Raw genomic sequence first — 14,195 nt, 5'->3', positions numbered from 1 at the left:
ACCCAGAACACGATCCACCATCGCGAATCTCCCTGCTCCAACCTCACAACAGAATCACTGATCGGCTTCTGTGCAAAGATCTCCCAAGGGGAGAAGGCAAGAACCTACTGCAAACTCGAACCGAAATCCTCATTGTCGCGCGCCAGCGCCATTTCGGTGATGGCGATCAGGGTCTCGGCGCGTGTCTTCAGATCGGCCGCTTCGAGCAGCGCCTGTTTCTCGGCCGGCCCGTAGGGCGCCATCATCGACAGTGCGTTGACCAGCATGGCGTTTTCGGCGCGGCTGACGCTTTCCCAGTCGGCCTCCAGATCGTTAGCCTGCAGATAGGCGCGAAACGCTTTGAGCAGCGCCGGCCGGTCGATCTCGGCGTCTGCCTGCTCCTCGTCGAGATCGGCGAGAAAGGGTGCCAACCGGCACTGCCGGAACGGTGTTTTGACCGTGAGCTCCTGGACAATACGGAACCGGCACACGCCCTGCAGCGAAATCAGGTAACGGCCGTCGCCGCTCTCGGACAGCGCAATGATGCGCCCGGCGCAGCCTACATTGCAGAGCTCCGGCTCGCCGTTGGGACGCAGCGCACCGTCAAGGCTGGGCTGGATCATGCCGATCAGCCGCGGCCCGGCGATCGCCTCGTCGACCATCTGCAGATAGCGCGGCTCGAAGATGTTGAGCGGCATGCGGCCTCCCGGCAGCAGCAATGCGCCCTCAAGCGGAAAGATCGGCATGGTCGACGGTAAGTCCGCAGCGAGCCGGTAATGCGCGTTTCCCGCCTGCACCTCAATCCTCCGATCGCTTTGTCAGGAAGCGCACAAATCCGTCTCCTCCCGGCCGGCACAAGGCGCAACACCGGAAACCTGAAATCGAACGCCGTCCGAAAACCTAATCTGGCGCAGCCGCGGCCCACCGCAAGCCCGCGCGACAAAACAGTCTGCGCCGGCTCAGGAAAACAGCAGCGACGACAGTTTGCGCCGTGCCGACAGCGTTGCTTCGTCGGTCATGCCCCATGCCTCGAAGAGCTGCAGCAACTGGGTTCTGGCGCCGTCGTGGTTCCACGAGCGGTCGGCCTTGATGATCGCCAGCAGATTGTCGGCCGCCGCCATGCGATCACCCTTGGCGTTCTGGATCATGGCAAGCTCGAACCGTGCCTGGTGATCCCCGGGGTTTTCGGCCAGCCGCCGTTCCAGTTCCGCCGGATTGCCGAGCACTGCTGCTTGCGCGGCGAGCGCCATCTTGGCCCGCAGCGCGGCGAGCTGGGGCGCATCCTTCTTTGCTTCCGGCGCCCGCGCCAGCACCGCCTCGGCACCTTCGGCATCGCCGGCCTCGAACAGCAGATCGCCCAAGCCAGCGATCGCCTCGATCGTCTCCGGCGCCTGTTCCAGGATGGCATCGTAAATGTCGGCCGCCGTCTGCACGTCCCCGGCGTCGCGCGCTTCGGCGGCCGCGGCCAGCGCCTCGGCAACTTGCGGCGCACCGCCGTTCTTGCCGCCGACCTTCTGGATGAATTGCGTGATCTGGCTCTCGGGAATGGCGCCCATGAAGCCGTCGACCGGCTGGCCGTCCTTGAAGGCAATGACCGCCGGTATCGACTGGATGCCAAGCTGGCCGGCGATCGATGGATGGTCGTCGATGTTCATCTTGACCAGCTTGACCTTGCCACCGGCGGCTTTCACCGCCTTCTCCAGCAGCGGCGTCAATTGCTTGCAAGGGCCGCACCACGGCGCCCAGAAATCGACCAGCACCGGCTGGTGACGCGATTCCTGGATCACGTCGGCGGCAAATCCAGCGGTCGTTGTGTCCTTGATGACGTCGGCCGGCGCCTCCGCAAGCGCGACCTTCTCACGCGCGGCATCGGTGCCGCCATATTGCACGGTGGTGGCATACCGGCCGCCATTGCTGCCAAATGGGCCGCCAAAGCGGTTGCTATCACTCATCTCTTCGCCTTTCGGTCGCGCCGCCGGCCAAGGGACGGGCGCAACATCCTTCTTTAGAACCCGGTTTCAGTCACCCATGTGGCGATCATGCCGAGACTTTCAAGATAACAGCATCATGTCCGGTTGCCTCGACGAACTTGACCAGGTCCGCGGCAGCGATGGAAGTCGTCGCTTCGTTGGTCAGCGGGTGGGCATTGACCACCGCATGGCTCATCAGCTCCTCGTCCAACACGACCTTGATCCTTCGCTCGGTGTCGTTGATCAGCCCGAACACCGTGACCGCGCCCGGGACGACGCCGAGAAGCTGCATCAGCATCTCCGGCCGGCCGAAGGACACGCGCCCGGCAGCGCCGATCAGATGGTGTATATGCTTGAGATCGACCACCGCCTCCTCGCCGACGCTGACCAGGAAGAAATTGTCCTTCTTGTCCTTGAGGAACAGGTTCTTGGTATGGCCGCCGGCAATCTCGCCGCGCAGCGCCTGCGAATCGGCGACCGTGAACAGCGGCGGATGCCGCCGCGTCGATACCTCGATCCCGAGTCCGGCGAGAAAGGCGAAAAGTTCGGCTTCGGTCTTCGGCATCGGTCTTTCTTCTGATGGCCCGCTTTCAACGGCTTGTTCGGCTAACGCCGTTTACGGCCAATGATGCGGCCAAGACAAGCCCGTCGCGCAACGCGGGGGTGATTGCCTTGCGACGTCCCGAGGAGCGCTTGTCCGCATTGCCGACGAAGCAAAAAGCCTGCGAATTCCCTGTTGCAATCGCCGCGCTCTTCAGCCATATAGGCGCGGCTTGCGGCCCAAAAGCCGCACGAGCGGGTGTAGCTCAGGGGTAGAGCACAACCTTGCCAAGGTTGGGGTCGAGCGTTCGAATCGCTTCACCCGCTCCAGTTTCCTTGAGGGGAACCAAGCGATTAAGAGGCGCCTTTCGGGGCGCCTTTTGCTTACGTGGCGAAAAGAGTGTCCCTGCCATGAGCGATGCGCGGAAAGCCGCACTGTGACCAGCAGGTGTCACAGCTCTTCTATTCCGTTGTGCTGGCTTTTTTTCTGCGCCGAATAGTGTGCGACTGCGCGACGGCCATTTTCAACTCGGGCGTGATCTCCAACGGTGCATTCTCTGCCCCATGTTGGTTCTGTAGCCCCTGGACCTGGACGGTCGGAAATGGGAGTTCGATGCCCTGTTCCTTGAAGACCTGGCGGAGGCGTACATAAAATTTGCGTTTCATACCGAAGGCACCTCCCGGCTTGGTTGTGGCCTTGACCCTCAATACGATGCCGTATTCGCCGAACTCCTGTACGCCCTGCATCTTGATCGGGTCGAGCACCCAGTGTTTGAACTCGGGATCTTCCGCCAGTTCGAGGCCGATCCGCTTGATCAGCTTGCGAGCGAAGTCGATATCGGTGTCATAACCAACGGTGATGTTGAATTTGTCGATAACCCAGTCACGGCTCTGGTTCTGGACTGCCCCGAGTTCACCGAAAGGTATTGTGAACAGCGGACCACGATGGTGGCGCAGCTTCACCGAGCGCAGCGAAAAGCTTTCCACAGTACCCTTGTAATTGCCCGATGAAATGTATTCGCCAACACGGAACGCATCATCGAGCAGAAAAAACACGCCTGAAATGACGTCCTTGACAATGGTTTGTGCCCCAAAGCCCACGGCGACGCCGACGACGCCAGCGCCGGCGATCAATGGGCCGATCTGGATACCCAGCGAGGCGAGCATCATAAGCACCGCCATCACGATGATCGATGCGAGCAGAATATTCTGGAGGATCGGCAAGAGCGTATGCAGCCGCGCCTGCTGCGGATCGAGGATCGGGACGTCCTCGTCGCTGATCACAGGGTGCGGTGTTTCGATGCCCAGCTTTCGTTCGATCAAAGCTTTGATGATCGACCAGCCGAAGTCGGCGGCAAGGGCAATGACCACGACATTGATCAAGCCGCGCAATATGAATGTTGTCGTCGTATCACTGCCCCGCATGGATTGCATGTCCAGACCCCAGACACGTGCGAGAAGGTAAGCCGCCGCCAGGATGAAAATCATTCGGATTCCGCGATCGATGACAGCGATCGTCACCGCCGGGATCGTGGGCCGGCCGACGTCTTCCGAACCTGGCCGCAGAACGAAATTAACCCCGCGCTGCGTCACCACGATTGCCAAAGGCAGGAAGAATGCGGCGAAGGTGAACCAGAAGTATGTATAAAGGCCGGCGATACGCTGCAGGAACAGGACGACGAAATAAGCAGTCAATAGCCATGTCGCTTCCGTGTGACCGATGTGGCGCGCACCGTCTCGCTGCGTTCTTGGCCGACGCCAAATGGCGAGCAGCAGGAGCAGCAGCAGCACGAAATCGGCGACCAGTGACAGGACCGTCATTCCGTCCTGATCGATGCCGAGACCTGGCAAGAGGATAAACGCGGCGCCGAAGAAGGCGAAGACGCCGACGATCCGGGGTAGCCAATAGGACCAATGGTCAGCCGCTTCGTTGGTGATCGGCAAAGCACGAACCTCGACGGCGTTCTCGACGTTCATGAAGGAAGGGACGAGCGTGGCCATGACGTACATGCGCACACCCCATGTAACGACTGCCGCCATCAGAAATGTCAGTACAATCTCGCGGATAAGCATCGGCCAGTCGAACAACATGAACGCGCCGGCGCTGCCCAGTGCGAAAGAGACTATCAGCATGCTGGAATAAAGCAGGCGGCCACCAATCTTCTTGGCTCGCCCAACGGGCGTATCCTTCGGTTGCGCGATAATCCAAAGACGAAATGGACGGGTGAGCTTGAACGTTGCCCAAGTGAGTGCCAGGCCGGCAGCGATGAACATTGCAATCAGCACAAATACGCCGGCGGGCCCCCTGCTGGACATATCCTCCATCGTCTCTGCCCGAACGCGCGCGAACTGGCCTGGCAGCAAGGGCAAAGTTCGCACGATTCTTTCGATATGATGCCTGATCCCATCGAGCGTCGAGGATGCCATCGTATTCATCTGGCCTGGTGCGGCCACGGCGCCGGACGATGCGTCGGTCGGCGAAGCCCCTCTCTCGGCGGGCGCTCCCGTTGACCCGGCGTCCTGATTTCGCTGTTCGGCCACCCAGGCCTTCACTGACGGATCGTCGAGAAGCTCGAACAATTGTTTGACCCTTTCAGGCGGGACGGTCGCCGGCGCCTGCGCTTGCGCCTGACCAGCCAACAAAAGGGCGATCCCAAAGACGAGCGGCCTGGCAATCAGGGCAAACATCGCAGTCAGGTCTCCGAGACGCCGTGCCGGGCGCGCCAGGTTCCTGGCTCCCAATCGTCGAGTCATGAGTGGCATCGTGCTGTTAACCTTCCGATCAGATCGGCGAGCAACGACATCTATGTCCGTTGTTGCCCCACCTTGAAGAAACCGATGTTGCGGTGCAAGACGTCATCGTTCCGAGCCAGACCGCTGTGCCGGGTACGTGGCGGTGTTTATTTAGCCGCCGGGGGCAGGGCATTCCGACCTCGGCCCAGGCCTCCGGCCGTTCTATGAACTGGGCATCGACGTTAAATCTCAGGAACTGATTTCCTGAGATGACCAGGACAGACCTTTGGCGGTCACTCGGTGGTCAACTGCTTCGCGCACCGCTGCGGACATTCGAAACCATGATGTTGCTTGAGATGCAATGCGCTTCCGGGTCGGCACTGCCATGCGGCAAATCAGGCCGGGAGCCGCCACATTCGCACACGACCTGTACCACGCAATTCCGTTTCCTGGAGTGGGTCGCAAGCAAAATTTGGTCCAAGCAGTTGACGAGTTGCATCCGAAATGCGGATTTCATCGGGCTCCGCGGACGTTTGGATACGTGCGGCGAGATTAACGGTGTCGCCCCATAGGTCATAGGCAAACCGCCTTTTGCCTATGACGCCCGCCACGATTGGTCCTGAGTGAATTCCAATTCTGAGTCTTATCGGTTCTCCTGCGAAGCGTTCGCGCTTAACCGCGTTCCGCAGTTCAAGTGCATAGTGCGCAAGGGCTTCCGCATGATCGGATCGCGCGGTGGGCAGGCCAGCGACCACCATCACACAATCGCCGATTGTCTTGATCTTTTCGCAGCCGTATCGCTCCGAGAGCAGATCCGCCGCCTTGAAGAAGTAATTTAAAATAGCGAGCGTCGTCACGGCTCCGACGCTCCGCGCTCTTTCCGTAAAGCCGACGATGTCGGCAAAAAGCACACTCACCTCCGCATGGTTGTCTGCAATTTGTTCGTGCGCTTTTAGCCGCTCCGCGATCGACGCCGGAAGAATGTTGAGGAGTAGGGCTTCGGCGCGCTGGTATTCACGCGACAATCCCTCTTGGCTCGCCCTCAACGCCTCGTTTGTCGATTGTAATTTCTCGTTGAGTTGACGCTCCCTCTCTTGCAGAAGCGTCATTTCATAAGCCTTCTGTTGAAGCCGCTGCCTATTGTCGCGTTCGGCAGTGGCGTCAAGAAAGAGCAGCCACACGCAGGCATTGTCAGCAAAAAGATGGAGGTCCGCGACACGCCCGCTGGGCAGTTCGACCATGGCCATATCATATGGAAGCTCCGGGCAGGGCAACAAACCTTCCATGAATTCAAGCTGCTCGGCAACAGGCTTACCTATGCGAACTGACGAGAGTCCGTAATGGTTAACGTTACCGCCCTTCGCAGCTATGCAAAGCTGGGCGTCGATTTTCAGATATGCGACCGAGCGCTCGTTGTAGAAGAAATCGTAAATCCAGCTTTTAACTTCTCTTGGCAAGACATTCATGGTTTATTTGCTGACCATCGAAGCAAGTTGACGAAACGCATCATCAACATGTTCGCCCGAAAGCGCACTTGTTAGATAGATTTGCCATCCAAGTTGCCTCAGTTCGTCAATTTCACTATCCGATATTGCCCACCGATCGGCCAGATCGGATTTGTTGAACAGCAATACAAACGGCATAGCGCCGAATTCAGCCTCGGCCCGCTCGCGCAACGTGAGCGCAACGGCAAGAGTAGCAGCGCGTGTTCCATCGACGACAAGCACGAGCCCACTCGCACCTCGCACATAGCTGACGCGGAATGAGCCGATATCGTCTTCGCCGGCCAAATCCCACAAAATCAGATCCACGGTTTTGTCCGGGAATGCGACACTCTTCTTGTCGATTTTCACTCCCACCGTGGTCAAGTAGGTTTCTGAAAAGATGCTTTGCACAAACCTGCGAACCAGACTCGTCTTTCCGACAGCGAACCCGCCCAACATGCAGATCTTCTTTTGCAATATCCTGGGCTCCGCCTAGTGGAAGTTTACCGTAACCGAAACTCTGCGGTTGGCGGAGTTCCCGGTTCGGCTATTTTCAATCTCCGCTGGCTCAAAGGTGCCCGCGCCGCGAACCAAGAGCAACTCCGGATTGACGCCGCGCTTCTTGAGAAGCGCACGAACTGTCTCCGCGCGCGCGGCGCTGATCGACAACTTGGCCGTTTCACGGCCCGTCTCGTCCGAATGGCCGGTCAACATGAACTGTGCTGTTACGCCTGCCTTGCGGGCGTCCTCGGCCAATTCCTTCAACTGATTCGCCAATTTGTCGAGAACCGGCAGTTGCTCTGGTCCCGGTACAGCCTTGCCAGAATCGAAGAAAATGTTGACCGCTTGAATAGCCTCCCTCAAATGAGTGAGTTGCGGAGGGGTCAACTCACGCAGCTCGGAGAGTTCTAGAGAGAGTCCGTCCGCGGAGAGCTGTTGGGCGGCGACCCGCGCCCGATCTATCCAGGCGGCAGGAGCTTCACCCTGGGCAACGATGCGATCCTTGATGATCGAAAGCCGTACTGAATCCGGCGGAGTCAGCGACGCCATCAGCCGCTTCACCACGAACTTCGGATCAAGGCTTTGATAGAATTGCCACTGTGAATGAACGCGAGCAGGATCGACCCCTGTTCCGGACAGCAGAGCCTTCGGGTCGGCGGCCTGCGGGTCTCTCAGGCCGGAAATATAGAAATGTCCCCCCCTCGCCGTTTGTTGGGCGACGATGATTCCCGCTTGGGCCTCCAGTCGCGACACATAAGTCTGCCAGTGCTCCGCCGCGCGTGCCTCGGGGCTCACATCACGAACCTTGGAGATGTCGAATTCCGGTCCGCCTGCCGAGAGCTGTCGGGCCGCTGCGCGTGCGCGGTCTATCCAGATGTCGGGAGCCTCACCCTCGGCAACGATGCGATCCTTGACGATCGAAAGCCGTACTGAATCCGGCGGGGTCAGCGATACCATCAGCCGCTTCAGGACGAACTTCGGATCAAGGCTCTGATAGAATTGCCACTGCGAATGAACGCGGGCGGGATCTACCTCCGTTCCGGACAGCAGAGCCTGCGGGTCGGCGGCAAGCGGGTCTCTCAGGCCGGCAATATAGAATTGGCCATCACGCACCTTTTGTTGGGCGACGATGATTCCCGCTTGGGCCTCCAGTCGCGACACATAAGTCTGCCAGTGCTCCGCCGCGCGTGCTTCGGGGCTCACATCACGAACCCTGGAGATGTCGAATTCCGGTCCGCCTGCCGAAAGTTGTTGGGCCGCTGCGCGCGCCCGATCTATCCAGGTGTTGGGAGCCTCACCCTCGGCAACGATGCGACCATTGACGATCGAAAGTCGTACTGAATCCGGCGGAACCAGCGACGCCGTTAGCCGCTTCAATACGAACTCCGGATCAAGACTCTGATAGAATTGCCACTGTGAATGAACGCGGGCGGGATCGACCTGCGTTCCGGCCAACAGCGACTGCGGGTCGGCGGCAAGCGGGTCTCTCAGACCGGCAATATAGAATTGGCCATCACGCACCTTTTGTTCGGCAACGATGATGCCCGGCTGGGTCCCCAGTCGCGACACATAGGTCTGCCAGCGCTGCACGGATTGCCAGGAAAGAAGGAACCAACCGCCTGCCGGAATCGAAACCAGCAGGACTGCAGCCACGACCAGCCACGGAAATCCCTGGTTTGATTCCTCCTGCTTCAGTTCAACGCAGGTCTGCAACTGCGTCTCTACGCCGGCCAACTGCGAACTGTCGCCGTCAAACTGCTCTAGAGCCTGTGAGCATTCATCATGGATGCGAAGCAATACATCGCGAATTATTTCATGTAATTCCTCCGGCGGATTTCCCCGGATCACCGCAACCAAGGTCGCAAACGGTCCAACTTCCGACCAGAGACGAAGCTCTCCGAAACGAATGGTATCTAGGCCGCTCTGTTCTTTCTCGTTAAATGAGTCTTTTACAAAATCTTGAATTGCACTAAGCATAGAAGAAATGAGTTGAGGATCTTCGCTAGTTGCATTAGCGGCAGTTACATGCGCTATCAAAAGCCCGGAATTGCGATTGATTAGAAAGACGTGTTCTACACGATAAACAAGAGAATGCTTAAGAACAACTTCTGAGAAGCTTGCTCCTGTTCTCCACGCTTCAAGTCTCCACTTGAGCCCGTGCCAGGTAAATATATGTCTTAAAGTTTCATTCAACGATTGAAAGGTCTGGTCGATCTTTTCGCCGATCGACTTGCGAATAGCCGGCAGAAACACCGGGTACAATATATCCGTCAGCGTACGCGGGCTCTTCTGGATGGACCGTTGCACGGCCCTCTCGACAGCTGGCGCAAGGGCCTCTCCGAGTTGCGCATGAGGCGCACGTGCGGCTGCACTGGGGAGAACGCTCCCCACTGCAGCCGCAAGCTGCTCGGGTTCGTCGAGCAGGTGCGTAACTCGTGAAAGCTCCGAAATTTCGCGGCCGACCAGCAACTGGCGCAGCGTTTCCATGCGAGGGTCGGCGGTTGGGATTCCGTCGAGACGCGCACGATAGTCCGGATCAACGTTCCGGGCAATTTCGATCAAAAGGCGAGCCAGCGCCTCGCGATCAATCTCTGTATCGTTCGAAGCTGCTCTTTGAGGGAGGCTGATTGGGTCGACAGTCGACGTCAAGTTCCGATCAACTCACTTTCCAGGTACGCTCCGAGTTGTTCTTGCTGCCGACGGGATCCTGATTTAGACATTTTGCAACCTCAACAAACAGGCCAGCCAAAAGATTTCGGTCGGTCTTGACATTGCCAAGATCGGAAAACATTTTCTCCATCAGCATCTGAATGCTTTCATTCTTTTGCTTGATTTCCTCACGCAGCAAATGATCGTTTCGATTTATCCGGTCCGCAACTTCCCGCTCAAGCTCGCTCAACTGATCCGACAACGCGCGCACCTGCTTTTCGAGCGCCTGATTTTGCTCGCGAAGATTCCGATCAATCTCCTTATCGGCGTCGGCTCGCGCGTCTTTTTCGTTCCGCAATTGCGCCGCAAGCGAGTCAACCTGCTTCTTTGCATTTGACTCGTACATTTCAAGATTGCGCTTGGCCTCGGATTCGACATCCTTGAAGCGCTGCAAGACCCGTTCTTCAAGCTTGGAAAAGCGGCGGTCATAGTCCTGCATCTGGTTGCCGAACAGCAGATCACGTATCTTGTCGACACCTACAGCGTCGCCGGGGGCTCCGCTCTCGCGAGCCTGGCCCGCCATGAAGGTCAGCCCGCTTCCGTCTGCATTACTTATCAGATTTGCGTCCGCTTTATTTGCCGAAGAAGCGGTACTCGAAGATTCCTTGGCCATCCCATGCCCCTTCTTTTGAACATTGCCACAGCGCTAATTTAGCAACTGGTAAACTTGCCAGTAAAATTGTCGACCCGCAAGCCGGAATCTTCGCGGCTTAAGTCGGTTCGAACGTCCCCATTCGGGTAGATTTCGACATGCGGCTCGATCCGGATCAGCTCGCGCTCGCGTCTTCGCCCGCGATCATCTTTATGCAGATGAAATGCGAGAGCGGAGATGCCCTGGCGCATCGACCCCAGCTCCAAGCCGTCGGGCATGCGCGCTGCCATTCAGCCTGTGTTCAAGTCTTTTTTGCCCGCCTCCAATTCGCCCTTATCTTGACAGGGCAGTGCTGCCAGCCGATGCCGTCATCCGGTTTTGACATTTGCCAACTCTTGCCGAAGAAAACGAAAGCTCGATGATCCAGGATGCTACCGCAGGGCGGTGTGGTACCGATGCTCAATGCCGAGCAAACCGTCGGCACAATGCGTGCCGGCATCCGCCGGCAGACCTGCCAGATACTGGATATAGTGGTGATGGACGATGGGTCGACGGACTGATCGGCGTCGATTGTGACGGCCTACGCCGAGAAAGATCAACACATCTTGTTCTACCTCGAACCAGGCGCGGGTAAGACGGCGTGGCGCATGATCCCTTGGTTTCAATCGTGGTTCCTGCGCACAACGCGGAGGTAACGCTGGCGCGCTCACTCGATTGCCTTCTTGATCAGGAAATAGTGGATTGGGAGGCGATCATCGTCGACGACGCCTCCACGGACCGCACCCCTGCGATCATCGCCGGTTATGTAGAGCACGATGCCCGATTTCGGATGTTGAGCTCTTGCGCGCATAGCCCCGCCGGCGCGCGCAATAGCGGGATTTCGAAGGCGCGCGGCCACTGGCTCATGTTTCTGGATGCGGACGATTGGGTGGATGCCAGCTTCCTTGCCAAAATGCTGGCCGCACTGAAATCCGCTCCCGATGCAGTGGCTGCCTATTGCGGTTCCCGACGCGTGATGCCCGATGGCGAACTCACGGCGTCGAGCATCGCAACGGAGGTTGCGATTCAACCCTTCGAAACGTTCGCCCGCCGGTGTGCCGTCCGCACTCACGCGCTGCTGGTCGATCGGGAGATAATTGTCGAGTTGGGCGGTTTCGACGTGTCGCTGCGCACCTGCGAGGACTGGGATCTGTGGCAGCGCCTCGCACGTCTAGGCAAAAATTGGGTGATGGTCGACGAGCCGCTCGCTTTCTATCGGGCCAGCCCCAACGCGCTCAGCCGCAATTCGGCGCAGATGCTGGCAGATGGCGAAGTCGTGATCGCTCGCGGCTTTTCCGCCGATCCCAGGGTCAAACACCCGCCATCGGCTCACGCCAATGGAGCGACCGACGCGAACGGCCACACCGCTTCAGAAGCACTCGCGTGGTTCGCGTTGTGGAACGCCGCATCGGATTGCGGCTGCGGCTCGCGCTCGATCAACCCGCAGTCCCTGCGCGCGCTCCCAGCAGGACGTAAGTGGGCGCGTGAGATCGCCAAGGTGGCCGTCGATGGCCTTATGGTAGGAAGCCTGTCGGTGCCAGCGCAATTGGCTGCCAGGTGGGACAGGTTCGGCGCTTCCCTCACCGAGTTGATCCTCGAACTCGGCAAGGTCTGGAATAATCCGGACGCGGCTCGCCGCGTGCAGTATCACTTTGAGCAAATGCTGCTCGATGTCGACGATCTTGCCGCGCCGCGCAGGCTGGCGCGGACACTTGGAATTCGTGTCGACGTGCGAAATCCGGCCTCGATCGAAGTACCGAAAGGAATCGATCAAATCTATGCCCATCTGATGATGGATGGCCAGATCGAGGCTCTCGTGCAGTTCGGCGTACTCGGGAGAGTGACGAGGCGTCATTGGATTGAATTGATCCTGAATTTCCTGCCCTCTGAGCGGCCTATGCACAGTGCCGCGCGACTTGCGAGGCGATCGCCTGTAGATGCACCGCAAAAGGGCGCCGGTGCCGACAAGTCAAACATGTCTGCAGCCGAGGCATTGTTGTCCATGGCGGGACGCCGGTCTGATCAGGACAGCCATTTCGGCAAACTTGCGGGATTGGCCGCGGAAGCGCAGGCGCTGGTTCGGTCGAGCGCCGAAACTAAAGAGCCTTTTGCAGCGCCGCGCCGTGCACGGGCCGCGGATGGGCGCGACAATGACCGCACATCTTTCTGGAATCGCCATTTTGCGATCGAGGATCCCTGGAACTACGGTTCGCCCTATGAGCAGGAAAAATATGAGCGGCAGCTCGAAATTCTGCCTGCCGGTCCCATCGGACGGGCGCTTGAGCTGGCCTGCGCGGAGGGCCACTTCACGCGGCAGCTGGCGCCGCGCGTGGGCCATTTGACCGCAACTGACATCTCCGCCGTAGCCGTCGGGCGGGCGGGCGCGCGATGCAGTGATCAGCCGAACGTTGAGTTCGGCGTACTGGATTTTTCTGCGGACACGCTGCCGGGCGAGATGGATCTGATCGTCTGTTCGGAAGTGCTCTACTACCTGGACGATCTCACCGAGTTGCGGCGCATCGCCAAAAAACTTGTTGAGGCGTTGGCGCCTGGTGGCAGTTTCATCAGCGCACACGCATTCGTGCTACGAGACAATGTTGAAAGGACGGGCTTCGACTGGAACACATTCGGTGCACAAGCGATCTCACAGACGCTGGCAGCGACCCACGGCCTCGTTCTCGAGCAATCGATCCAGACCGAGCTCTACCGCATAGACCGCTTCCGCCGCCTGTCACCAGGCGACGTGGCGACGGAACCGACGATAGATCATGTGCCAATCCGCGCCCCCATCGAAATCGGAGTCGCGCGAAATATCGTCTGGGGCGGGGCGCGGGCCTTGCGCCGCGACGTCGCACATAGCGAGCGGCGGCAGCGTATCCCTGTCCTCATGTATCACAGTGTCTCCGATCAAGGTCCGGCCGCGCTCGCCCGTTTTCGGCTCGCGCCCGCCGCATTCGCCAGCCAAATGACATGGCTGCGCGCCAATGGCTTTCACGCGATTAGCTCCGAGCAGCTGGAATGGTTCATCGCCAACCGTCAGCCTTTCGTTGGCCGCCCAGTGCTCATCACCTTCGATGACGGCTTCCAGAACTTTGCCGACCATGCCTGGCCGGCCTTGCGCGCGAACGACCTGACTGCGGAAGTGTTCCTGGTGACGGACTTGGTGGGTGAAAGTGCACAGTGGGACGCCTACAGCGGCCCGCCGACGCAGCTTATGGACGCCGGGACGGTGCGACGCCTCGCCGGCGAAGGTGCGTTCTTCGGAAGCCATCTGGCGACGCATCGCGCGATCGATGGTCTGTCGAGCTCTGACTTGGCCGCCGAGCTCCTGCGCTCTCGTATGTTCATCGAACGGTGGACCGGTCGGCCAACCGCGGCGTTCGCGGCACCCTTCTCTGTCACCGACCGACGGCTTGGCAGGCTGGCCAAGGAGTGCGGCTATCGAATCGGCTTCGGCGGCAGACACGGACCGGCGGACCTCGATTGCGATCCCATCGACCTTCCGCGCATCGAGATTCGTGGGGATCGTTCGCTCGATGACTTTGTTGCCGTTGTCGAGGCCGTGCTCGCATGAACCGTGAACTTGTCAGTGTCTAGATTCGTAACAAATTGGTTCCGCTTTTTATTCCGTGTCCCGCCCGCTTACCT

General features: G+C 59.1%; 11 protein-coding genes and 1 tRNA gene. 3 read left to right on the top strand and 9 right to left on the bottom strand.

Annotation, left to right across the window (positions count from 1 at the left end):
* Positions 1–104 precede the first annotated feature (104 nt).
* From NKH60_RS26570 to NKH60_RS26560, 3 genes are all read right to left on the bottom strand, one after another.
* Entirely contained in the window at positions 105–776 is a 672-nt protein-coding gene (locus NKH60_RS26570) for an LON peptidase substrate-binding domain-containing protein (protein WP_352450238.1), read from the bottom strand.
* 162 nt (positions 777–938) lie between these two features.
* Positions 939–1,931 (bottom strand): thioredoxin, encoded by a 993-nt coding sequence (gene trxA / locus NKH60_RS26565; protein WP_352873912.1) that lies wholly within the window; start codon positions 1,929–1,931, stop codon positions 939–941.
* 85 nt (positions 1,932–2,016) lie between these two features.
* A complete protein-coding gene (locus NKH60_RS26560) occupies positions 2,017–2,514 on the bottom strand; it encodes a prolyl-tRNA synthetase associated domain-containing protein (protein ID WP_352834859.1) in 498 nt (165 codons plus the stop codon).
* A gap of 230 nt (positions 2,515–2,744) precedes the next feature.
* On the opposite strand from NKH60_RS26560, the gene NKH60_RS26555 reads away from it, so the two are divergent.
* Positions 2,745–2,819 (top strand) — tRNA-Gly (locus NKH60_RS26555).
* Positions 2,820–2,951: 132 nt separating this feature from the next.
* Here the strand turns inward: NKH60_RS26555 and NKH60_RS26550 are convergent.
* The 6 genes from NKH60_RS26550 to NKH60_RS26525 all read right to left on the bottom strand — a co-directional run bounded on the left by NKH60_RS26550 (position 2,952) and on the right by NKH60_RS26525 (position 10,798).
* On the bottom strand, positions 2,952–5,177 hold the full coding sequence (locus NKH60_RS26550) for a mechanosensitive ion channel family protein (protein WP_352834861.1): 2,226 nt from the start codon (positions 5,175–5,177) through the stop codon (positions 2,952–2,954).
* A gap of 440 nt (positions 5,178–5,617) precedes the next feature.
* Positions 5,618–6,688, bottom strand: a complete 1,071-nt coding sequence (locus NKH60_RS26545; protein WP_352834864.1) for an adenylate/guanylate cyclase domain-containing protein — start codon at positions 6,686–6,688, stop codon at positions 5,618–5,620.
* Positions 6,689–6,691: 3 nt separating this feature from the next.
* Positions 6,692–7,183, bottom strand: a complete 492-nt coding sequence (locus NKH60_RS26540; RefSeq protein WP_254818889.1) for a Rab family GTPase — start codon at positions 7,181–7,183, stop codon at positions 6,692–6,694.
* Positions 7,184–7,198: 15 nt separating this feature from the next.
* Positions 7,199–9,856 (bottom strand): OmpA family protein, encoded by a 2,658-nt coding sequence (locus tag NKH60_RS26535; protein WP_352834867.1) that lies wholly within the window; start codon positions 9,854–9,856, stop codon positions 7,199–7,201.
* Positions 9,857–9,863: 7 nt separating this feature from the next.
* Positions 9,864–10,529 (bottom strand): DUF3450 domain-containing protein, encoded by a 666-nt coding sequence (locus NKH60_RS26530; RefSeq protein WP_352470876.1) that lies wholly within the window; start codon positions 10,527–10,529, stop codon positions 9,864–9,866.
* Between the two features lie 38 nt (positions 10,530–10,567).
* Positions 10,568–10,798, bottom strand: coding sequence for a hypothetical protein (locus NKH60_RS26525; protein ID WP_352470877.1), 231 nt, complete (start codon positions 10,796–10,798; stop codon positions 10,568–10,570).
* Between the two features lie 138 nt (positions 10,799–10,936).
* Here NKH60_RS26525 and NKH60_RS26520 point away from each other — a divergent pair, with 138 nt between their 5' ends.
* Both NKH60_RS26520 and NKH60_RS26515 read left to right on the top strand, forming a co-directional pair.
* A complete protein-coding gene (locus NKH60_RS26520) occupies positions 10,937–11,068 on the top strand; it encodes a glycosyltransferase (RefSeq protein ID WP_352470878.1) in 132 nt (43 codons plus the stop codon).
* An 80-nt stretch (positions 11,069–11,148) separates the two neighbouring features.
* A complete protein-coding gene (locus tag NKH60_RS26515) occupies positions 11,149–14,121 on the top strand; it encodes a trifunctional glycosyltransferase/class I SAM-dependent methyltransferase/polysaccharide deacetylase (protein WP_352873908.1) in 2,973 nt (990 codons plus the stop codon).
* The last annotated feature ends 74 nt before the right edge of the window (positions 14,122–14,195 follow it).

Origin of the sequence: Mesorhizobium sp. M1006 (assembly GCF_040318825.1) — a bacterium.
GTDB lineage: Bacteria > Pseudomonadota > Alphaproteobacteria > Rhizobiales > Rhizobiaceae > Mesorhizobium.
This window is presented reverse-complemented; position numbering and strand designations above follow the sequence as displayed.